Source organism: Kutzneria viridogrisea DSM 43870, assembly GCF_000525635.1.
Taxonomy (GTDB): Bacteria; Actinomycetota; Actinomycetes; order Mycobacteriales; family Pseudonocardiaceae; genus Kutzneria; species Kutzneria viridogrisea.
Map to the genome: position 1 here is coordinate 3,746,192 of NZ_CP007155.1, position 19,940 is coordinate 3,766,131.

The 19,940-nt window shown below is 71.2% G+C and carries 20 protein-coding genes; 6 read left to right on the plus strand and 14 right to left on the minus strand.

Annotation, left to right across the window (positions count from 1 at the left end):
• Window positions 1-17: 17 nt before the first annotated feature.
• From KALB_RS16775 to KALB_RS16795, 5 genes are all read right to left on the minus strand, one after another.
• On the minus strand, window positions 18-782 hold the full coding sequence (locus KALB_RS16775) for a lytic polysaccharide monooxygenase (protein ID WP_025356872.1): 765 nt from the start codon (window positions 780-782) through the stop codon (window positions 18-20).
• A gap of 665 nt (window positions 783-1,447) precedes the next feature.
• Window positions 1,448-1,801, minus strand: coding sequence for a DUF4180 domain-containing protein (locus KALB_RS16780; RefSeq protein WP_025356873.1), 354 nt, complete (start codon window positions 1,799-1,801; stop codon window positions 1,448-1,450).
• Window positions 1,794-2,630, minus strand: a complete 837-nt coding sequence (locus tag KALB_RS16785) for an alpha/beta fold hydrolase (RefSeq protein WP_025356874.1) — start codon at window positions 2,628-2,630, stop codon at window positions 1,794-1,796. The genes KALB_RS16780 and KALB_RS16785 overlap by 8 nt, the downstream gene beginning before the upstream one ends.
• Window positions 2,627-3,049 carry a helix-turn-helix domain-containing protein gene (locus tag KALB_RS16790; protein ID WP_025356875.1) on the minus strand — a complete coding sequence of 141 codons (423 nt, stop codon included), beginning with the start codon at window positions 3,047-3,049 and terminating at the stop codon, window positions 2,627-2,629. The genes KALB_RS16785 and KALB_RS16790 overlap by 4 nt, the downstream gene beginning before the upstream one ends.
• A 42-nt stretch (window positions 3,050-3,091) precedes the next feature.
• Entirely contained in the window at window positions 3,092-4,096 is a 1,005-nt protein-coding gene (locus KALB_RS16795; protein WP_201771928.1) for an SAM-dependent methyltransferase, read from the minus strand.
• An 18-nt stretch (window positions 4,097-4,114) separates the two neighbouring features.
• Between KALB_RS16795 and KALB_RS16800 the strand changes: the two genes are divergently transcribed.
• On the plus strand, window positions 4,115-4,861 hold the full coding sequence (locus tag KALB_RS16800) for a MerR family transcriptional regulator (RefSeq protein ID WP_025356877.1): 747 nt from the start codon (window positions 4,115-4,117) through the stop codon (window positions 4,859-4,861).
• Window positions 4,862-4,882: 21 nt separating this feature from the next.
• Here KALB_RS16800 and KALB_RS16805 read toward each other — a convergent pair whose 3' ends face one another.
• Genes KALB_RS16805 through KALB_RS16815 form a run of 3 tightly spaced genes read right to left on the minus strand, consistent with a single transcriptional unit; the run spans window position 4,883 to window position 8,314 of the window.
• The gene (locus KALB_RS16805; RefSeq protein WP_025356878.1) at window positions 4,883-5,530 is read right to left on the minus strand and encodes a DUF899 domain-containing protein; all 648 of its coding nucleotides are present in this window, start codon (window positions 5,528-5,530) and stop codon (window positions 4,883-4,885) included.
• Window positions 5,531-5,568: 38 nt separating this feature from the next.
• On the minus strand, window positions 5,569-7,149 hold the full coding sequence (gene tmpA, locus KALB_RS16810; RefSeq protein ID WP_042220443.1) for a 2-trimethylaminoethylphosphonate dioxygenase: 1,581 nt from the start codon (window positions 7,147-7,149) through the stop codon (window positions 5,569-5,571).
• A 52-nt stretch (window positions 7,150-7,201) separates the two neighbouring features.
• Window positions 7,202-8,314, minus strand: coding sequence for a steroid 3-ketoacyl-CoA thiolase (locus tag KALB_RS16815; RefSeq protein WP_025356880.1), 1,113 nt, complete (start codon window positions 8,312-8,314; stop codon window positions 7,202-7,204).
• 172 nt (window positions 8,315-8,486) lie between these two features.
• Here KALB_RS16815 and KALB_RS16820 point away from each other — a divergent pair, with 172 nt between their 5' ends.
• Window positions 8,487-9,704, plus strand: a complete 1,218-nt coding sequence (locus KALB_RS16820; protein ID WP_025356881.1) for a cytochrome P450 — start codon at window positions 8,487-8,489, stop codon at window positions 9,702-9,704.
• Here KALB_RS16820 and KALB_RS16825 read toward each other — a convergent pair.
• From KALB_RS16825 to KALB_RS16850, 6 genes are read right to left on the minus strand one after another with little or no spacing between them, the layout of a single operon-like run.
• Window positions 9,695-10,075 (minus strand): VOC family protein, encoded by a 381-nt coding sequence (locus KALB_RS16825; protein ID WP_025356882.1) that lies wholly within the window; start codon window positions 10,073-10,075, stop codon window positions 9,695-9,697. The genes KALB_RS16820 and KALB_RS16825 overlap by 10 nt on opposite strands.
• Before the next feature lie 33 nt (window positions 10,076-10,108).
• Window positions 10,109-10,483 (minus strand): nuclear transport factor 2 family protein, encoded by a 375-nt coding sequence (locus tag KALB_RS16830; protein WP_081789902.1) that lies wholly within the window; start codon window positions 10,481-10,483, stop codon window positions 10,109-10,111.
• A 56-nt stretch (window positions 10,484-10,539) separates the two neighbouring features.
• On the minus strand, window positions 10,540-11,412 hold the full coding sequence (locus KALB_RS16835; protein ID WP_025356884.1) for a TIGR03619 family F420-dependent LLM class oxidoreductase: 873 nt from the start codon (window positions 11,410-11,412) through the stop codon (window positions 10,540-10,542).
• On the minus strand, window positions 11,409-12,572 hold the full coding sequence (locus KALB_RS16840) for a thiolase family protein (RefSeq protein WP_025356885.1): 1,164 nt from the start codon (window positions 12,570-12,572) through the stop codon (window positions 11,409-11,411). Before KALB_RS16840 ends, KALB_RS16835 begins: the two co-directional genes overlap by 4 nt.
• Complete coding sequence (locus tag KALB_RS16845; protein WP_182838682.1) at window positions 12,572-13,585, minus strand: thiolase family protein; 1,014 nt, start codon at window positions 13,583-13,585, stop codon at window positions 12,572-12,574. The genes KALB_RS16840 and KALB_RS16845 overlap by 1 nt, the downstream gene beginning before the upstream one ends.
• Before the next feature lie 10 nt (window positions 13,586-13,595).
• Window positions 13,596-14,555: a Zn-ribbon domain-containing OB-fold protein gene (locus KALB_RS16850; protein ID WP_025356887.1), complete on the minus strand. Its 960-nt coding sequence runs from the start codon at window positions 14,553-14,555 to the stop codon at window positions 13,596-13,598.
• Between the two features lie 44 nt (window positions 14,556-14,599).
• On the opposite strand from KALB_RS16850, the gene KALB_RS16855 reads away from it, so the two are divergent.
• From KALB_RS16855 to KALB_RS16870, 4 genes are all read left to right on the plus strand, one after another.
• Entirely contained in the window at window positions 14,600-15,628 is a 1,029-nt protein-coding gene (locus tag KALB_RS16855) for an LLM class F420-dependent oxidoreductase (protein ID WP_025356888.1), read from the plus strand.
• A gap of 10 nt (window positions 15,629-15,638) precedes the next feature.
• A complete protein-coding gene (locus tag KALB_RS16860; RefSeq protein WP_025356889.1) occupies window positions 15,639-17,174 on the plus strand; it encodes an acyl-CoA synthetase in 1,536 nt (511 codons plus the stop codon).
• 54 nt (window positions 17,175-17,228) lie between these two features.
• Window positions 17,229-18,692: a cryptochrome/photolyase family protein gene (locus KALB_RS16865; protein ID WP_025356890.1), complete on the plus strand. Its 1,464-nt coding sequence runs from the start codon at window positions 17,229-17,231 to the stop codon at window positions 18,690-18,692.
• Window positions 18,693-18,830: 138 nt separating this feature from the next.
• The gene (locus KALB_RS16870) at window positions 18,831-19,940 is read left to right on the plus strand and encodes a DICT sensory domain-containing protein (protein ID WP_051912862.1); all 1,110 of its coding nucleotides are present in this window, start codon (window positions 18,831-18,833) and stop codon (window positions 19,938-19,940) included.

Below are 19,940 nucleotides of genomic sequence, written 5' to 3' on the forward strand. Positions count from 1 at the left end.
GGCCCCGCCCAACGGGTTCAGACCTTCTGCCAGAGCGCGGGCGTGGTCGAGGGCTCCCAGCCGGGCAGCGCGGTGTGCGCCTGCGAGCACTTGTACGAGGCGCCGTCGTAGGTCACCACATCGCCTGCCTTGTAGGCGTTGCCCGCGGTCCACGCCGTGCCGCCGGGCACCGCGGTGGTGGTCGTCGGCACCGTGGTCGTGGTGGTCGGCGGCGGGGTGGTGGTCGTGGTGGGCGGGGCGGTGGTGGTCGTGGGCGGTGTTCCGCCGCCCCCGTTGATGTCCACGTCGATGCAGTTGTAGAAGGCGTTGGCGGTGTCGGCGATGTTCCACACCGCCAGGATCTTCTGCCGCCCGCTGAACGAGCCGAGGTTGACCGAGTGCGAGACGGTGGCGCCGGGGATCTTGCCGCCGTCGTTGAACTCGGCGACCTTGGTGCCGCCGATGAAGTACTGCCAGGTGCTCGTGGCGTGCCGCGCGGTGAGCACCCAGTTGAACGTCAGCGAGCTGTCGACCCTCGTCGCGGGCCAGCCCTTGCTCTCGTCGTCCAGCTGGGCGAACTGGGCGTTGCCGCCGCTGCAGGACCGCAGGCCCTTGGGGCCCTCCACGCTCTGCGGCTCGTACTGGATCTCTCCGCAGTTCTTCACCACGCCCTGCGCGCACAGGGCCTGCCTGCTCGGCGGGGAGGACACGTAGCCGTGTGCGCTCGCGGGGATGGCGGGCAGCAGGAGGAGCAGCACGGGGGCCAGGCCGATACCGGCCGCGAGTTTTCCTTTCAGGGACATGAGTCAGCCCTTTCTGGGCGGACTGCCAGCGCGCGTGCGCGGCGAGGAGCGGCACACACCACCGCGGTCGGGCAGGGAGCGGGGGACCGCGTTGGCGGACGCTGTCAGTCTTCAGTTGCAGGGAATTTGGTCTGGACCATAATCCGGCAACTGGAAAGGGTCAAGACTGTGAACACGTGCCCCACCTGGTGTGCAACGAGCTCACCTGCGCAAGAGCGTTCTCCTTCACACCTTAACAACCGCAAGGGAAAACGCTGTAGTAAGGGGCAAGCCGCCGATCGGCCGCCGTACCGTTCTGCCAGATGCCAGGCGGTGCCTGGACCACGGCTCCCACCGTGCGGCGATCGGACCCGGCCGATCCTTGATGGACAGTGCGCGCGGGGAAGGGCTTACCGCACAACAACGTACCGAGCGCGGCTTCGTGCGGAGCGCCATGGACGAGCAGGACGGGGCACTCGCCGGGTTCGCCATGACCACGCTGCCCCCGCGACGCGGCCGAGGAGCTCAACCGCGCTTCGGGTCAGCGGGGGTGAGGTTGGTGAGCGGTGTCAGCGACTCGGCGCCGTGGCTGCCCGACCCGCGCCCGCAGATCGCCGCCGAGCCGCTGTCCACCAACCCACTACAGGCAGCCCCCACCCCGTCGCGGGGTGGGGGCTTGGCCCCCGCTAACGCGCGGCCAGCCGGGCCTCCAGCGCGGGCAGGTCGGCGAGGAACCACACGTGCCGACCTTCGTTCGACTCGTGGACGAAGTCCCGCAGTGCCGTGCTGCGCGCCACGTGCTCGCTGATGTCGCCGAGGATGACCACGTGCAGTCCGTACAGCACGAACTTCTGCAGCATCTCACCGGCCAGGCGGGTGCTCAGCGTGAAGAACCGCTCGTCCAGCCGGGACACCGGGATGACCAGCACGTCCGGGCGAACCGGGTAGAGCTCGCCTATCAGCTCGACGGCGTCGGCCTCGCTGGCCAGCACCGAGCCCTCGGCTGGGTGCACGTACACCTGCCGCTTCGTCTCAGACATGGTTCACCTCCTGGAGGAAGTCCCGCACGGTCTCGGAGTGGCCCAGCAACAGGTGGCCATCGCCGGGCAGCAGCCGCACCTCGGCCCCGGGCTGGGTGGTCGCCAGTCGGCGGGCGGTCTGCGGGGCGTCCAGCATCTCGTCCTGCTCGCCGAGCAGCACGAGCGGCGGAGTGCCCAGCCCGCGCAACTGCTCGTCGCTGAACACGGGGATCTTGCCCAGCCGCGGCCGGAAGTGCTGGAAGACCAGCAGCGGGAAGGCGTCCGGCGGGACCTCGAACCCGATGGCCGCCGACATCTGCTCCCGCGCGGCACCGCTGCCGAAGACCTTGCGCAGCAGGAACTTCAGGATCAGTCCGAACTTCTGCCGACCGATGCCCGTCGGGTTGAGTAGCACCAGTCGGTTGACGCGGCCGGGGCGGCGGATCGCGTGGTCCAGCGCCACCCGGCCGCCCAGCGACTCACCGACCAGTGACGCCTTCTCCAGCGACAGGGCGGCGAACACGTCGTCCAGCCAGAGCGTGTGCGCCTCGGTGTCCAGCGGGGGACGCGAAGGCGCGCTCAGTCCGGGCTCGCCGATGAGGTCCACCGCGTACAGGCGGAACCGCTGGGCCCACGGACCGATCCGGTGCAGCCAACTCGTCGCGGTGCCCCCGGAGCCGTGCAGCAGCACCACCGGCGGCGCGTCCCGCGGCCCGCAGACCAGCACGAAGGTGTCGCCCTCGCGGGTGGACACCGTGCGCCGCTCGTGCGGCACCGGCCAACTCGCCAGCTCCTGCTCGTAGCGCTGCCGGACGAGTTGTTCTCCTGCGGTGGAACGGAAGATGTTCATGGTTTGCCCTCGACGAGTTCCGTGATGAGCCGCAACACCTCAGCGCTGCTGGACAGTCCGCCCAGCACGACGATCTTCAGACAGTCGCGGTTCGGATCGTGCATGGTGTCGATGCGCATGGGTTGATCTCCTTGGTCTCGTGTTTTCGCCCAGCCCAGGACCATCGCGGCCACCCGTGCCGCCTTGGTCGCGTCGATGCCCTCGATCTGCACCACGCTGGACACGTCGGTGTGCCGCTGTGTCCTGAGTGGACGGTCAGGCTGGCCGGTGAACGCCGCCAGGTCCTCGGCGGCGATCCGGTACTGCTTGCCGATGCGGACCGCCTTCAGTCGCCCCTCGCGCACGTAGTTGCGCACCGTGCGCACGTGCAGGCCCAACTGCTCGGCGACCTGCTCGACGGAGTACAGCTCCTGGGACATGACCGGTCGACTCCAACCTGACGCAAAATACTCTAACACTCCCTATTGAGTCATTCTATAGGGAAGTTTAGGGAAGGTTGCGACGAACTGGGTGAGCCATCCGAAGCCGCCGAGACCGTGCTCGTCCAGCAACTCGGCCGCCTCGCCCGCGCTGGCCAGTTCGCGCAGGTAGGCGGCAGGATCCGTGGCGGCCAGCTGGGCAGAGGGCGGCGCGCTGACCACGCCCAGTGCGCCCAGCGCAACGCGTTGCGTGGTGAGGAACGAGCGGCCCGGTGCCGCCGCCGCGCAGGCGTCCAGCGCCACGTGAGCGGTGATGTCAGTTGCGCCATCCGGCACAGGACGCACCTGGCGCCCGTCCCGGTACCCGGTCAGCGTGCCCCCGGCCGGGCGTGCACCGCGCAGGTGTGCGTAGTCCACGGCCACGGCGACACCCCGCGACATGTTCCGCACCACCTCGGCCCAGGCCGCGTCACGCGGTGCGCCGACCTCGGCCCGGTCGCCGACCCCGGTGAGCGGCCACCACCGCGCCAACCAGTCCAGGTCGGCGGCGCTGGGCGGACCGCCCAGGCGTTGCTCGCCGCTGACCGGGTCGACCAGGACCAGTCGCGGGCCCTGCCCGGTCAGTTCCACGAGGTCCACCGGCACGTTGTCCAGCCACTCGTTGGCGATCACCAGCCCGGTGATGCCCTGCGGCACGTCCCGCCGCCAGCCGATCTCCGCGGGCAGCCCCTCCGGGCGGGGCGCCAGCTCCACGGCGGTCAGCCGCAGCCGGTCCGCCAGCCCGCCGGGCGCCAGCGCGGCGAGCCCGCACAGCAACTCGGCCCGCCCGGCGCCCAGGTCCACCACGTCGAGCGGATCGGGCTCACCCAGCGCCAGGTCGACCTCGTGCAGCAGCCGCGACACGGCGCCCGCGAACAGCGGTGAGGCGTGCACGGAGGTGCGGAAGTGCTGGGCCGGGCTGTTGCGCAGGAAGAAACCCGTCTCGCCGTACAGCGCGGCCTGCGTCGCCTCACGCCAGGACAGCCACATCCCGGTATTGAACCCCACGCCCTAGGGTTTGGTGGTGTGAGCGAGCAGAGGTGGAGTGTCGGCGCGGTGGCCAAGGTCGCCGGGCTCACGGTGCGCACGCTGCACCACTACGACGAGCTCGGGCTGCTGCGTCCCAGCGAGCGCACCGCCTCCGGCCACCGCAGGTACACCGAGCCGGACCTGCGGCGGCTCTACGAGATCCGACTGCTGCGCGAACTCGGCCTGTCCCTGGAGGAGATCGGCGGGGTGCTGGACCAGCCGGGGGCCCTGCGTCCGGTGCTGGCCGCCCGGGTGGACGAGCTGGACCAACAGGTGCGGCGGATCAACGCCCTGCGTCGCCAGGCCGAAACCCTGCTGTCCCACTTGGACAGTGCGGGCCCGTTCGCCACCGAGCGGCCGATGGCCCTGCTGGGGCAGCTCAGCGTGTTCGGCGAGTACCTCACCGAGGAGCAGGGGCGGCGCCTGGACCAGCACGGGGAGCAGCTCGACGCGGAGGCCAGGGAGTGGATGGAGGGGGAGTGGCCGGTGATCCTGGCCGAGCTGGCCGAGCACTTCCGCGCGGGCACCCCGGTGGACGATCCCGCGGTGGTGCGCTCCGCGCGGCGGTTGACCACGTTGATGGAGACCTTCACCGGCGGGGACGCCGAACTCAACGCCGCGGTGGCCAAGTTCTTCCGCGAGCACGGCACCGAGGTGATGCGCTCGCTGACCGGTGGGCCCGACCCCGCGTTCACCACTGGGCTGTGGGACTACGTGAGCCAGGCCTACTCCGCCCTGGGCTGACCCGGGTCGGCTCAGCCCGGTTCAGTACTCGTCGTGCAGCCGCCACCAGGTGTACGGCTTGGTCCGCGGCCAGCCCTCGGGCGAGTCCTCCCACTCCTCCTGACGCCCGAACGGGGTCAGGTCGAGCAGGTTGAAGTCCAGCCGGAGCCGGTCCACCCCGCGGCCGGAGGTGAAGTAGGTGCGGTACACGGCCTCGTCCTGGCGCAGGAACACGCTGAGGCCGAACCCGCCGCCGGTGCCGCAGTCCAGGCCGAAGCTCGTGCCGCGCGAGGAGTAGACCGGCACGGTCCAGCCCATGCGCTGCCAGAACGCGGTGAGCTGGGGCAGCGGCATGTCGGACACGCAGGCGTAGCTGGTGTCGCGGGCGTGCAGGTGCTCCAGGCGCCCGACGTTGTCGGTGAAGCTGGCGCAGCCCGAGCAGTAGTCCTCCGGCCCGTTGTCCATGAACTGGTAGACGATCAGCTGGCGGCGGCCCTCGAACAGGTCGGCCAGGCTGACCGGGCCCTCGGGGCCCTCGAACACGTAGGGCTGGTCCACCTCGACCATCGGCAGCCTGCGGCGCTCGGCGGCCAGCGCGTCCAGGGCGCGCGTGGCCTCCTTTTCCTTGACCAGCAACTCCTCGCGGGCCGCCCGCCACTGTTCCGCCGACACGATCGGTGGCACGTTCACGACTTCCTCCTCGCTGAGGTCCGGACCCGCGCCAGTATTCACCCCGGACGGCCCGCGCGCTCCAGGATCCGGCGCAGCACGGGCAGGAAGTGCTCCAGCGGGGGACTGGCCAGTGCCGGGTCCTTGGCGGCCTCGTCCCAGCGGCGCACCGCGACGGCGTCGGCGGCGTACGGGCCCGCGGCGAACTCCCCGGCCTGCTCGGCGGTCATCGGGCCGCCCTGCAAGGACAAGGTGTGCACGGAGGCCGCCGAGAGCCGACCGAAGTAGTCCGGCTCCACGGCGCACAGGTACCGCTTCGCCGCGACGTGCAGCCGCACCGGCTCGGTCACCTCCTGCCCGAACCAGCGCGCGAGCCACGCCGCCCCGGCCTCGTCGTGGTGCTGGCCGGTCTCGGGCAGCACGTGGCCGATGTCGTGCAGCAGCGCGGCGGCCACGAGGTGGTCCGGCGCACCGGCGGCTTCCGCGCGGGCAGCGGCTTGCAGCATGTGCTCGGCCTGGGTGACCTCCTCGCCGAGGTAGTCCTGTGCCCCGGCACCGGCGAACAGTGCGGACAGCGCAACGAGCGGCTCCCTGCGCAACACCTCCACGCGGCTGGCCAGCGAGTCCAGGTCGGCGTAGCAGCCTTCGAGGTGCCGCCTGCCCGTGTCGGCGAACCCGGTGCGGGCGTGCAGCACCCTGGTGTTGTCGAAGACCAGGCAGTCGCCGGGGTTCAGCCGCATCCGCACCTGGTGCGCGGGCTCGGCGAGCAGTTCGGCGAACACGCGGTAGGCGCGGTAGAACTCGGTGATCTCCTCGGCCGACCAGCCCAGCGGTCGCAGGGACCGGTTGTTGAACCGGATCTCCCGGATCCGTCCGCGCGGGTCCACCCCGATCAGCGGGCGGCTGGCCCGCAGCACCGCGTCCCGGTCGGCGAACTCGAAGGTCACCGGCGTGCCGCTCAGCGCGCGGAACGCCGCGGGGTCGCGCTCGCGCAGTACGGCGGCGGCGTGGAAGCCGTCCACCAGCGTGGTTTCCCCGCCCTCCACCGCGTTCTCCAAGCAGTGCAGCAGCTGCACGGTCGGCACCGGGTCGCGGTACGGGTTGTCGGTGTGCGGGCTGATCGGCAACCCGGTGAACGCCAGGTTGTTCGGTTCGGCCTCCACCCGTACGTGGAACAGGCGCCCGTAGTTGGTCTCGCGCACGTAGCCGAAGGACTCGGCCACGCGCAGCACCGCACCCGGCTCGACCGGCACCTCGCTCAGCACGGCGAATCCCCGGCACAGCACCGATTCCAGCCAGGGCAGCTCCGGACCGCCCCAGGTGAACACGGGCGGGTCGATGCTCGGCCACAGGTCCTTGGCCGACTCCACGCGGAAGTCCTGCTCACCACGTCCCGGCTGGTTCTCGTGCAGCCAGGCGCGGTCGAAGGTGCTGCGGTGGCCGTCGGGGCCGAACACCAGGTGCACGGCGAACTCGTCCTCGACGCGGTCGGTGACGGTGATCGGGTCGGGCAGGTCGGTGATGTCGAACAGCTTCTGGCCGGTGCGCGGGTCCCGGCACTTGGCGCAGCGGCAGTTGTCGCGCAGCCAGACGGCGGGCAGGTCCATCCGCTCCTCCTCCACCTTGTACAGACAAGTCATAACCTGGCTGGACAAGGTGGCGAGCGGGTGTCGGCCGCGCGAACGGCGGGAGTCAGACGCGTGCCAAGATGCTGCCGGTGGCCAGTGCCCCGCCAGCGCACATGGTGATCAGCGCGGTGGACGCGTCCCGTCGTTCCAGCTCGTGCAGGGCGGTGGTGATCAACCGGGTACCGGTGCTGCCGACCGGGTGGCCCAGCGCGATGGCCCCGCCGTTGACGTTCACCAGTTCCGGATCCGGCCGGTGCACCGCGCTCCAGGACAGCACGACCGAGGCGAAGGCCTCGTTGACCTCGAACAGGTCCAGGTCGCCGATCTTCATACCGCTGCGGGCGAGCACGCGCTCGGTGGCCTGCACCGGACCGTCCAGGTGGTAGTACGGCTCCGCGCCGATCAGGCACTGCGCGAGGATCCGCGCGCGGGGCCGCAGCCCGAGCTGGCGCGCGCGCTCCGCGGAGGTCAGCAACACCGCCGAGGCGCCGTCGGAGATCTGCGAGGACGTGCCCGCGGTGTGCACGCCCCCGTCCAGCACCGGCTTGAGCCGCGCGAGCCCGTCCAGGCTCGTCTCGCGCAGACCCTGGTCACGGCTGACCCCCGCCACTGGGACGACCTCCGCGCGGTAGCGGTCCTCCGACCACGCGCGGGCCGCCCGGACCTGTGAGGCCACGCCGAACCTGTCCACGTCCTCGCGGGTGATGCCGCGCCGTTCGGCGATGCGCTCGGCGGCCAGGTACTGGTTGGGCAGGTCGATCGACCAGGAATCGGGCCGAGGTGAGGCATCGCCCACCGCGGCGCGCAGCGGCACCCGGCTCATCGCCTCCACCCCGCAGGCGATGCCCACCTCGATGGCCCCGGCCGCGATCAGCCCGGCCACCAGGTGTGTCGACTGCTGGGCGGACCCGCACTGGGCGTCCACCGTCATGCACCCGGCCTGCTGTGGCAGCCCGGCGTGCAGCCACGCGGTTCTCGTCACGTTGTTGGACTGCTCGCCCGCCTGGGTCACGCAGCCGCCGATGACCTGTTCCACGAGCACCGGGTCGATCTCCGCCCGCTCCACCACCGCCCGCTGCGCGGCCCCGAGCAGTTCGGCAGCGTGCAGCTCGGACAGCCAGCCTCCGCGCTTGCCGATCGGGGTCCGCACGGCCGCCACGATCACCGGGTCCGCCACTGGCCCACCTCCCGTTCTCCCGGTAAAAATAGAACAGGTTCTTGTTTTGGCGCAACGGGCGCGCTGCGTGGGTTTGCGGCCATCAGAGTGCCAGGGCTTCCCGTAGTTAACACTGTATGCTAGGAAGCTTTGTAGAACAGGTTCCACGTACACCGGCGTACGGGAGGCGATCATGATCCCCACCGGCTTCGACTTCACCGACCCCGACCTGTACGCCGACCGGGTGCCCTTCGAGGAGTTCGCCGAGCTGCGCGCCACGGCCCCGCTGTGGTGGAACGCCCAGCCCGAGGAGCGCAGCGGGGGCTTCCGCGACGGCGGGTTCTGGGTGGTGTCCCGGCACGCCGACGTGCGTGAGGTCTCCCGGCACAGCGAGCTCTACTCCTCCTGGGAGAAGGGCGCGATCGTGCGCTTCGCCGACGACATGCCCGCCGACCGCATCGAGCTGTTACGGCTGATCATGCTCAACCAGGATCCGCCGCAGCACACCAGGACCCGGGGCATCGTCTCGCGGGGCTTCACCCCCAAGGCGATCAACGGGTTGCGCGAGGCCCTGCGCGAACGCGCCGAGCTGATCGTCACCACCGCGCTGGCCAGTGGCAGCGGGGACTTCGTCACCGACGTGGCCTGCGAGCTGCCCCTACAGGCCATCGCCGAACTGCTGGGCATCCCGCAGCAGGACCGGCTCAAGATCTTCGACTGGTCCAACCAGATGATCGCCTACGACGACCCCGAGTACCAGGTGGAGCCGGAGGCGGCCAGCGCGCAGTTGCTGGGCTACTGCTGGGACCTGGCCGAGCGGCGCAGGCAGTGTCCCGCATCGGACATCGTGACGAAGCTGGTCCAGGCCGATGTGGACGGTGCGGCCCTCGGCTCGGACCAGTTCGGCTTCTTCGTACTGCTGCTCGCCGTGGCGGGCAACGAGACCACCCGCAACGCGATCACCCATGGCATGGCGGCCTTCCTGGACCACCCCGAGCAGTGGGAGCTGTTCAAGGCCGAGCGCCCGGCCACCGCCGCCGACGAGATCGTGCGCTGGGCCACCCCGGTGGTGGCCTTCCAGCGCACCGCGCTGGCCGACGTGGAACTGGGCGGGGTGCGGGTCGGCAAGGGGCAGCGACTCGGGCTGTACTACAGCTCGGCCAACTTCGACCCCGAGGTGTTCACCGACCCGCACCGCTTCGACATCACCCGCGACCCCAACCCGCATCTGGGTTTTGGCGGCAGCGGGGCGCACTACTGCCTGGGCGCCAACCTGGCCCGGCTGGAGATCGACCTGATCTTCAACGCGATCGCCGACCACATGCCCGACATCCGCAAGGCCGGTCCGCCGCAGCGGCTGCGCTCGGGCTGGCTCAACGGCATCAAGCACTTCCCGGTGCGCTACGCCTGAAAGTCCTGCGCCGCCTGGAGAAGGCCGATCGAGTTGCCCTCGGTGTCGGCGACCTCGGCCAGGCGGCCCCACGGCGCGTCCTGCGGGTCGGCCACGGTCAGCCCGGCCGTGCGCAGCTCGGCCACGTCGGCGTCCACGTCGCCGGTCAGCAACTGCACGTACACCGAACCGGGCGCGGGCCGGTCCAGCTTCGAGAAGTCGGTCAGCACCAACGTGGTCTGGCCGTGCTTCGGACCGACCATCAGGAAGCGCCCGTGTGGGCCGGGGATGTCCACGCGCACCTCGAACCCCAGCCTGCCCACGTAGAACTCGGCAGCCCGGTCCAGGTCGGTGACGGGCACGGCGAGGAACTGCACCGCGGTGATGTTCATGCCGCCGATGATAGGTCGGGAATTTCCGACGCGTCAACTCGTGGCGCGCAGCGTGCCCATCGCCCGGTCGACCTCCCAGAACGCGCGCATGGACCGGATCAGGCCGTCCTCGCCGACCCGGTAGACGAACACGCCCTCGGTGTCCACCCGGTGCCCGCTGGGCAGGAAGGCGCTGATCGTGCCGATGTTGGCCACCTCGCTGCCCGCGGCGAAGGAGTCGGCGATGGTGAACTCGAATCGCTCGGCGAGCGCGATCGCCTTGTCCCAGAAGGCCGCGATCGCCTCGTGCCCGTGGTGGCCGAGCCCCTGCGGGTCGAAGGCCGAGGGCCCGACCGGGTCCTCCACCACCCCGTCCGGCGCGAACAGCGCCAGCCAGCCCGCCTTGTCCCCGGCCACCACCGCCTCCATGGACCGCCAGGAGGCAGTCCTGGCCGGGTGCTCCACGCGCGAGGCCTGCCAGGTGATCACGACAGCTCCCCGATGACCGTCTCGCCGAAACGCCTGATCGAGTCCTGTTTGGACCCCAGGTCCCCGTCGAAGCCGATGCCCTCCGCGAGCCAGGGCATCACCAGCACATCGGTGACCCCGATCCCGGCCAGCTCCCGGTAACCGTCCACTCCGGACTTGTCAACGCAGACCGCCTGCACCTCGAACGGTTCCCGCTCACGACCGTACTCGGCGCGCAGCACCGCCAGCCGGTCGACGACCGCCCGCAACTCCTCGAACCGGATCATCGCCGAGGTCCAGCCGTCCCCGACGCGGGCCGCCCTGCGCAGACCCGCCTCGGAGTGCCCGCCCACGTAGATCGGCACGGGCTCGGTCGGCGCCGGACTCATCCGCAACCGGTCGAAGTCGAAGAACTCCCCGTGGTGCTCCACCATGCCGCCGCCCAGCACGAGCCGCAACACGGTGATCATCTCGTCCACCCGTGGTCCTCGGCGTTCGAACTCCGTGCCGCACCAGCGGAACTCCTCCGGCGACCAGCCCAGTCCCACGCCGAGGCCGAACCTGTTGCCGGTCAGCGCGGCCACCGAGCCCACCTGGCGGGCCAGCAGCAGCGGGTTGCGCGACCCGAGCTTGAGCACCTGGGTGTAGAACCGGATCCGGCTCGTGGCCGCGCCCATCGCGGCGGCGGCGATCAGCGGGTCCACCCAGGGCGTGTCGGCGGTCCAGAAGCGCGTGCCGTCCGGGGTGTACGGGTAGTCGGCGGAGACCTTCTCGGAGTAGAACAGCGAGTCGGGCAGGGCGATGGAGCTGAACCCGGCCTCCTCGGCGGTTTTGGCCAGCGCGACCAGGTGGTCGATCGGGCTCATCGCAATCGACAGCGTGAACTTCACCGCGCACCCGGCCTCTCCGCTCCGACAACCCACAACGAGAAGTACTGCGAACCCCCACCGTAGGCATGACCCAGCGCGATCCGCGCGCCGTCCACCTGGTGCTCACCCGCGCGGCCCATCACCTGCATGGCGGCCTCGGCGAAGCGCAACAGCCCGGAGGCCCCGATCGGGTTGGAGGACAGCACCCCGCCGGAGGGGTTCACCGGCAGCCTGCCGCCCAGCGCGGTCTCGCCCGCCTCGGTGAGCTTCCAGCCCTGGCCGAGCTCGCTGAAACCCAGGTTCTCCAACCACATCGGCTCGAACCAGGAGAACGGCACGTAGATCTCTGCCACATCCACTTCGGACAGTGGGTCGGTGATGCCCGCCTCGCGCCACAGCGCGGCGGCGGCGTCCCGGCCCGCCTGGGGGTTGACCTGGTCGCGCCCGGCGAAGGTGGTCGGCTCGGTGCGCATGGCGGTGGCGTGGATCCAGGCCGCCGGCCGTCCACTCGCGACGGACTCGTCGGCGATCACCACGGCGGCGGCCCCGTCGGAGGAGGGGCAGGTCTCGTCGTAGCGGATCGGGTCCCACAGCATGGGGGAGGAGCGCACGGACTCCACGGTGATGTCGGGTTGTTTCAGGTGCGCGTAGGGATTGCGGGCTCCGTTGCGCCGGTCCTTTGCCGCCACGACCGCGCCGATGTGCTCGGGCGCACCGGAACGGCGGATGTAGGAGCGCACGTGCGGGGCGAAGTAGCCGCCCGCGCCCGCGCCGACCGGCATCGAGAACGGCGGCAGGATGGACAGCGCCCACATGGCGTTGGACTCGGACTGCTTCTCGAAGGCCACGGCCAGTACCGTGCGGTGCACCCCGGACTGCACCAGGCTGGCGGCCACGTTGCCCGTCGACCCGCCCACCGATCCCGCGGTGTGCACGCGCAGCAACGGTTTTCCGGTGGCGCCCAGTGCGTCGGCCAGGAACAGTTCGGGCATCATCACGCCCTCGAACAGGTCCGGGGCCTTGCCCAGCACCACCGCATCGATCTCGGGCCAGTCCACCCCGGCGTCGGCCATGGCCCGGTCGATCGCCTCCCGGCACAGCCCGGCCATGGACACGTCCTGCCGCTTGGCCGTGTGGTGCGTCTGGCCGGTACCGATCACGGCCGCGAGCTGCTTGGCCATCAGCGCCCCTCCATCACGCACACCAGGTTCTGCTGCAACAGCGGGCCGCTCGTGGCGTGCGCCAGCACCCGGCCCGCCGCACCGGAGTGGATCCGGCTCGCCGCCTCCCCGATGCGCGCCAGCCCGGCGGCGAACATCGGGTTGCCCGCCAGCGCCCCGCCCGAGGGGTTGACCCGCACCCGCTCGCCCAGCCCGAGTGCCTGGCGCAGCAGGATCTCCTGGTGGCTGAACGGTGCGTGCAGCTCGGCGAGTTCGATTCCTTCGGCGCCAGCGGCTTCGGCCGCCGCGACCGTGGACGGTGAGGTGGTCAGGTCGCGCGCGCCGAGGTTGGGCGTTTCGACCCGGTGCTCGATACCGGTGATCCACGCAGGTCGCGCGCACAGTTCGCCCGCGCGCTCGGCCGAGGCCAGCACCACGGCCGCCGCCCCGTCGGTGATCGGCGCGCAGTCGTGGGCCCGCAACGGGTCCGCCACGTACGGCCGCGCCAACAGCTCGTCCACGTCCCGTTGTCCGCGCGCGGCGACCTCGGCCATCTGCCGCTGCGTCCACAGCCCGGCCGCCAGCCCGAGGCGGGCCTGCAACCCGGCGACACCCACCGAGTCGGGCCACAGTGGTGCGACCAGGTAGGGGTCGAGTTGCAGCGCAAGGACACGCCGCAGGTCCCCGGCGGAGGACTTGCCGAACCCGTAGACCAGCGCGGTGTCCACCTCGCCGGTGCGGATCTTCACCCAGGCCTCGTAGAGCGCCCAGGCGGCGTCCATCTCCACGTGCGACTCGGCGATCGGTGGCCAGGCGCCGATGGCGTCCACCGCCGCGATGAAGGAGAACGCCCGCCCGGCCAGGTAGTCCGAGGACCCCGAGCACCAGAAGCCGATGTCGCGTTTGGACAGTCCGGTGGCGGCCAGCAGCTCGGCGAAGACCGGCACCAGCATCTCGACCCCGTTGGTGGTGCCGTGCGTGCGCCGCACGTTCGGGGCCTGCGCGAAGCCCACGACTGCCACCTCACCCGCCACGACGGCCTCCCTACAGGTGCTGGGCGAAACTCTCGTACGGCGCGTCCGGCTCACCGGTCGGCGCGAAGTGGTCGATGTTCTCCAGCGTGGTGCCCCAGCTCTCCCGGGGCCGCCACACCGCGCGCACCCGCATGCCCATGCGCACCTCCTCGGCCGCGCAGCCCAGCACCAGGTGCAGGAACGCGATGTCCGCCCCGTCCAGCAGCACGTAGGCCGCCACGTACGGGGGCTTGATCCGCTGGCCGAGGAACGGCACGTTCACCACGCAGAAGGTCGTCACCACACCGCGGTCGGGCAGTTCCACCTCGTCCTCGGTGGGCACCCCGTCGGTGGGGCAGGCCGGGCGCGGCGGGACGTAGACCTTGCCGCAGGCGGGGCAGCGCTGGCCGAGCAGCCTGCCTTCGGCGAGGCCGCGCAGGTACCGGCTCTCCTCGGGCGAGGCGCTGTGCAGGTAGCGCAGGTGCACCGGGCTGGTGATCATCGTGACGGGTTCGGGCGTGGCGGCGACCGCGCGCTCCGGCGCGTCCAGTGGCTCGAAGCACTCGATGTCGCGGATGCCGCCCACTGGCTCGGCGGCCCATCGGACGCGAACCCGCATGCCGATGGCCATCGCCTGCGGCGAGCCCGCGTCCACGGCGTGCAGCAGCGCCGTGTCGGCACCGCCGAGCTTGATCAGTGCCCAGGCGAACGGCCGCTGCAACGGTTGCCCGGCAAGGGGTTCGGGGATCCAGCTCCAGGTGGTGACGGTGCCCTCGGTGCCGACCTGGACGAACTCGGTGAGCGGTTGCGCGGTGACCGGGTCGTACTCCACGGGCGGCACGTGCACCCGGCCGTCGCTGCCACGCACGCCCAACACGCGGTGCTCGCGCAGCTCGGTGGCGAACCGGCCGAGCACCGGTCCCAGCGACCGGGTGTAGTCGAACCCCACGTCCAGCGGGGCGCTCAACGGCTCCGAGATCGAGGTCACCATGAAAGTGAAACACGTTCTAGACTGACCGGCAAGGGAGGTGCGCCGTGAAGCTGGCACTGCAACTGGGCTACTGGGGCGCCACGCCGCCGGGCAACGCCGGCGAGCTGGTGGCCGAGGCCGAGCGACTGGGCTGGGACGCCGTGTTCGCCGCGGAGTCCTGGGGCTCCGACGCGTTCACCCCGCTGGCCTGGTGGGGATCGGCCACGAACCGGATCCGGCTGGGCACCTCCGTGGCGCAGCTGTCCGCGCGCACCCCGACGGGCTGCGCCATGCACGCGCTGACCCTGGACCACCTCACCGGTGGCCGGTTCACCCTCGGCCTGGGCGTGTCCGGGCCGCAGGTGGTCGAAGGCTGGTACGGCCAGCCCTTCGCGCGCCCCTTGGCCCGCACCAGGGAGTACGTGTCGATCGTGCGCCAGGTGCTGGCCCGCGAGGCGCCCGTGCGCGGTGACGGCCCGCACTACCCGCTGCCCTACCGAGGGGAACGGGCCACCGGGCTGGGCAAGCCGCTGCGGGCGATCACGCACCCGCTGCGCGCGGACCTGCCGATCCTGCTCGGGGCCGAGGGGCCGCGCAACGTGGCGCTGGCGGCCGAGATCGCCGACGGCTGGCTGGCGGTCTACTACTCGCCCCGGCTGGCCGAGCAGTACAACACCTGGCTGGACGAGGGGTTCGGCGCGCGTGATCGCACCGGCTTCGAGGTGGTCGCCAGCGCCCAGGTGATCGTCACCGACCAGCCGGAACGGGCCGTGGCCGACATGAAACCCGTGCTGGCGCTGTACATCGGCGGCATGGGCGCGCCGGAGCTGAACTTCCACGCCGAGGTGTTCCGGCGCATGGGGTACGCGGCCGAGGTGGCGGCGATCGGGCGGTTGTTCCGGGAGGGTGACCGGGAACGGGCCGCCGCGGCGGTGCCCGACGAACTGGTCCACGACATCGCGATCATCGGTACCGCAGGGCACGTGCGCGAGCAGGTGGCGCGCTGGGCGCGGGCCGGGGTGACCACCCTGCTCGTCGGCTGTCGCGGGGTTGACGAGCTGCGGGCCTTGTCGGAAGTGTGGAACACGTTCTAGATTTGACCGGGTGACGGCCATCGGACTGTGGAACATCGCCCGGGACCAGCCGGAGCTGGCGGCTGTGGTCGACCCGAACGGCGCGACGCTGAGTTACCGCGAACTGGCCGCCGCGGCGGACCGGTACGGACGAGGACTGCAGGCGATGGGCCTGCGCCCGGGGGACAGCCTGGTCGTGCTGCTGCCCAACGGGGCCGATCTGCTGGCGGTGTTCTTCGCGACCCTCCAGACCGGCCTGCACCTCGTGCCGGTCAACTGGCACCTGACCGGCGCCGAGATCGCCTACATCATCGGGGATTCCGGGGCGAAGGCCTTCATCGCGCACGAGCGCTTCACTGAGACGGCAGTCGCAGCAGGTGCACCAGTGCCGAAGTTCTCGGTGGGCGAGATCGCCGGGTTCCAGTCGCTGCGCGAACTCGGCGCGGCCGAACCCGTTGCGCGGCCGGAGATCCGCACGCTCGGCGCGCCGATGCTCTACACCTCGGGCACGACCGGCCGCCCCAAGGGAGTGCGCCGTCCGCTGACCGGGGCCGATCCGGACGAGGTGCCCGTGGCCGCCAAGTGGTTCTTCGGCATCTTCGGGCTCACGCCCTTCGACGGGCACGTGCACCTGTGCGGATCCCCGCTGTACCACACGGCCGTGCTGAACTTCGTGGCCAACTCCGTCCAGTTCGGGCACACCTGCGTGCTGATGGACCGCTGGGACGCCGAGCAGATGCTGCTACTGGTCCAGCAGCACCGGGTGACCCACTCGCACATGGTGCCCACCCAGTTCCGGCGGCTGCTCGCGCTGCCCGAACCCGTGCGCCGCGGCTACGACGTGTCCTCGCTGCGGGTCGCGATCCACGGTGCCGCACCGTGTCCCACCGAGGTCAAGCGCCAGATGCTGGACTGGTGGGGGCCGGTGATCACCGAGTACTACGCCGCGACCGAGGGCGGTGGCACCTCGATCACGGCGCAGGAGTGGCTGCGCAAACCGGGTTCGGTCGGGCTGCCCTGGCCGGGCTCGGTGGTCAAGGTGCTCGACGAGCGGGGTGAGGAGCTGCCCGCTGGCGAGATCGGTACGGTGTACATGCGCATGGGCGGCTCGACCTTCAGCTACCACGGGGACGAGGAGAAGACCCGCAACAGCCGGGTCGGCGACCTGTTCACCCTGGGCGACATGGGGTATCTGGACGCCGATGGCTACCTGTACCTGTGCGACCGGCGGGCCGACATGATCATTACCGGCGGGGTCAACGTGTACCCGGCCGAGGTGGAGGGCGAGCTGGTCTGCCACCCCAAGGTGGCCGACGTGGCGGTGTTCGGCATCCCGCACGCCGACTGGGGCGAGGAGGTCAAGGCCGTGGTGCAGCCCGCCGACGGGGTGTCGCCGGGCGCGGAGCTGACCGCCGAGTTGCTGGCCTACGCGGGGCAGCGGCTGGCGCGGTTCAAGCTGCCGCGCAGCATCGACTACCTGGCCGAGTTGCCGCGCGACCCGAACGGCAAGCTGTACAAGCGAAAGCTGCGCGACCCGTACTGGGCGGGGCAGGAGCGCGCGATCTGAGGCACTGCCCAGCCTCGGCCTGCGCGATCCGGGCGGGTCGGCTAGTTTCGCCTGGTGCCACCGCTGCTGCTGTTCGGCGACCAACTCGGTCCCCACTTCCACGAGGGCTACGACCAGGTGGTGCTGGTCGAGTCCAGTGCGGCGCTGCGGCGCAGGCCCTACCACCGGCAGAAGCTGCACCTGGTGCTGTCCGGCATCCGCCATCTCGCCCGCGAACTCGGCGATCGCGCGGTCCTGTTGCGCGCGAACACCTACCGCGAAGCGCTGCGCGAGTTCGGCCGACCCGTGCTCGTGCACGAACCCGGCTCGCACGCCGCCGAGCGGCTCGTGGCCGCACTGCGGGCCGAGGGCCTGGTGGACCGCGTGCTGCCGACCCCCGCGTTCGCCCTGTCCCGCGCCGAGTTCGCGAGTTGGGCAGGAGCCCGGACGAAGTTCCTGATGGAGGACTTCTACCGCGAGCAGCGACGGCGCTTCGGGGTGCTGCTGGACGGGGACGAGCCGGTCGGCGGCAGGTGGAACTACGACGCCGACAACCGGGAACCGCCGCCGAGGGGGTCGGCGCGACTGGGCGTGCCGCCGCCGTGGTGGCCGGAGGAGGACGAGGTCGACGCGGAGGTGCGTGCCGACCTCGACGCGCTGGCCGCGCCGACGACCGGTGTGGACGGGCCGCGCCGGTTCGCGATCACTCGTGGGGAGGCGCTCGCCGCGCTGCGCCAGTTCGTCGACCACCGGCTGGCCCACTTCGGACCGCACGAGGACGCCGTGCTGGGCAAGGACTGGGCCATGGCGCACTCGCTGTTGTCGGTGCCGCTCAACCACGGGCTGCTGCACCCGTTGGAGGTCGTGCGCGCGGCCGAGCGGGCCCACCGCGAACACGACCTGCCGCTGGCGGGGGTCGAGGGCTTCGTGCGGCAGGTGCTGGGCTGGCGCGAGTACGTGTGGCACCTGTACTGGCACCTCGGGCCGGAGTACCTGGCGCGCAACAACTTCCACGCCGAGTCCGAGCTGCCCGAGTGGTGGTCCCGGCTGCGTCCCGGCGGGGTCAGGGCCGCCTGCCTGCGTACGGCGCTGGAGGGTGTGCGCGACCGCGGCTGGGTGCACCACATCCAACGGCTGATGGTGCTGGGCAACCACGCGCTGCAACGCGGTTTCGATCCGCGCGCCCTCAACGACTGGTTCGCCACGGCCTTCGTGGACGGCACACCCTGGGTCATGCCGGTCAACGTGATCGGCATGAGCCAGCACGCCGACGGCGGGGCGATCGCCACCAAGCCGTACCTGTCCGGCGGGGCCTACCTCAACCGGATGACCGACCACTGCGCGGGCTGCTGGTTCGACCCGAGGAAGCGAACCGGTGATCGGGCGTGTCCGTTCACCGCGGGGTACTGGGCCTGGTTGCAGCGGCACGAAAAGTCCATGAGCCGCAACCACCGGATGGCCCGCGCCGTGCACTCGCTGCGCCGACTCGCCGATCGGGAACGTGTTCTCGCACAGGAGGGCGAACGCGAGATCTTCTGAGTGCGCGTGCACTTCACCTGTCCGTGTGACTATCGCACCGCAGTGGACTCTCGTAACGTGGCGGCGTTCGTGACGCATGCCGTGTCCGGCCCTGAGCTGTCGACCGCGGTGCACGCCTCCACCCCAGGAGCTTCGACTGTGGCTGTCCCCCATCCGGTTGCGCGCGCCGGTGTGCTGAGCAAGAGGACGCTGGTGCTCGCTTCGCACGCCGTGGAGCGTGCGGCGCTGGCCAGTGCCGACCTCGACGACGCGATCGTGCTGGCGATGTTCCAGCGGCTGCCGTACTTCCGCCGCGAGCACGCCGTCTACGAGCAGATCGCCCGCACCGCCCGCACCACGGTGATCGGCATGGTGGACGACACCCGGCCCGACCTGCCGCACGGGGTCACCCCGGTGTTCCTGCGGCCGGAGGAACCGCTGGCCAGGGAGTGGTCGGTGGTCGTGCTCTCCGCCGAGTTCGGTGCCACCGTGGTCGCGCACGACCTGCAGGACGTCAACCCCGCCGAGTCCTCGCTGGAGGCGGCCCGGCTGTTCCAGGGCCGCTGGGGCCTGCGCAGGGACGAGGCGTACGCGGAGGCCGTGCGGCTGCGCGACGCCCTGGGCGACCGGCTGCCGCCCTCGGCGCGCAACCGCGTGGAACAGGTGCTCAGCACGGTGGTCAACCCGCCATCGGCCGAGCTCGAACGGCGCGTGGAGGCGGCGCTGACGCACACCGTTGGCCAGTTGGAGCGGCGTGGCTGCGAGCTGGCCAGGCTGCGGGTGAGCCGTCAGGACGACCGCCGTGACCAGCGCGACCCGTGGACCGGCCTGCACACCCTGGACTCGGCGTACCGCTGGCTGGGCACCTCGGCGGCGGGCACCCTGCCGCTGGGCCTGACCCTGGCCCGGGTGGACGAGCTCGCCGGGCTCGCCGAGCACCACGACGCACGGTTGGCCATGCAGGTGGAGAACCACGTGGCCGACCTCCTGCGGGCACACCTGCGCCCGATCGACCGGGCCGTCCGCCTGTCGCTGACCGAGTTCCTGGTGGTCCAGCCCGCGCTGAGCCAGGACGGGCTGAGCGCGCACAGCGCACGGATCAGCGCCGACCTGGCCGCGTTGCACGCCAGGTACCCGTTCATCGGGGCGGTCCCGGCGGTGTGCACCCTGCGCACCACCGAGCGCCCGCTGCCGCTGGACCTGATGCGCGGCACACTCAACCGGAACTGGCCGCCGCGCACCGGGAGCCTGGCCGAGGCGATGGCCTGA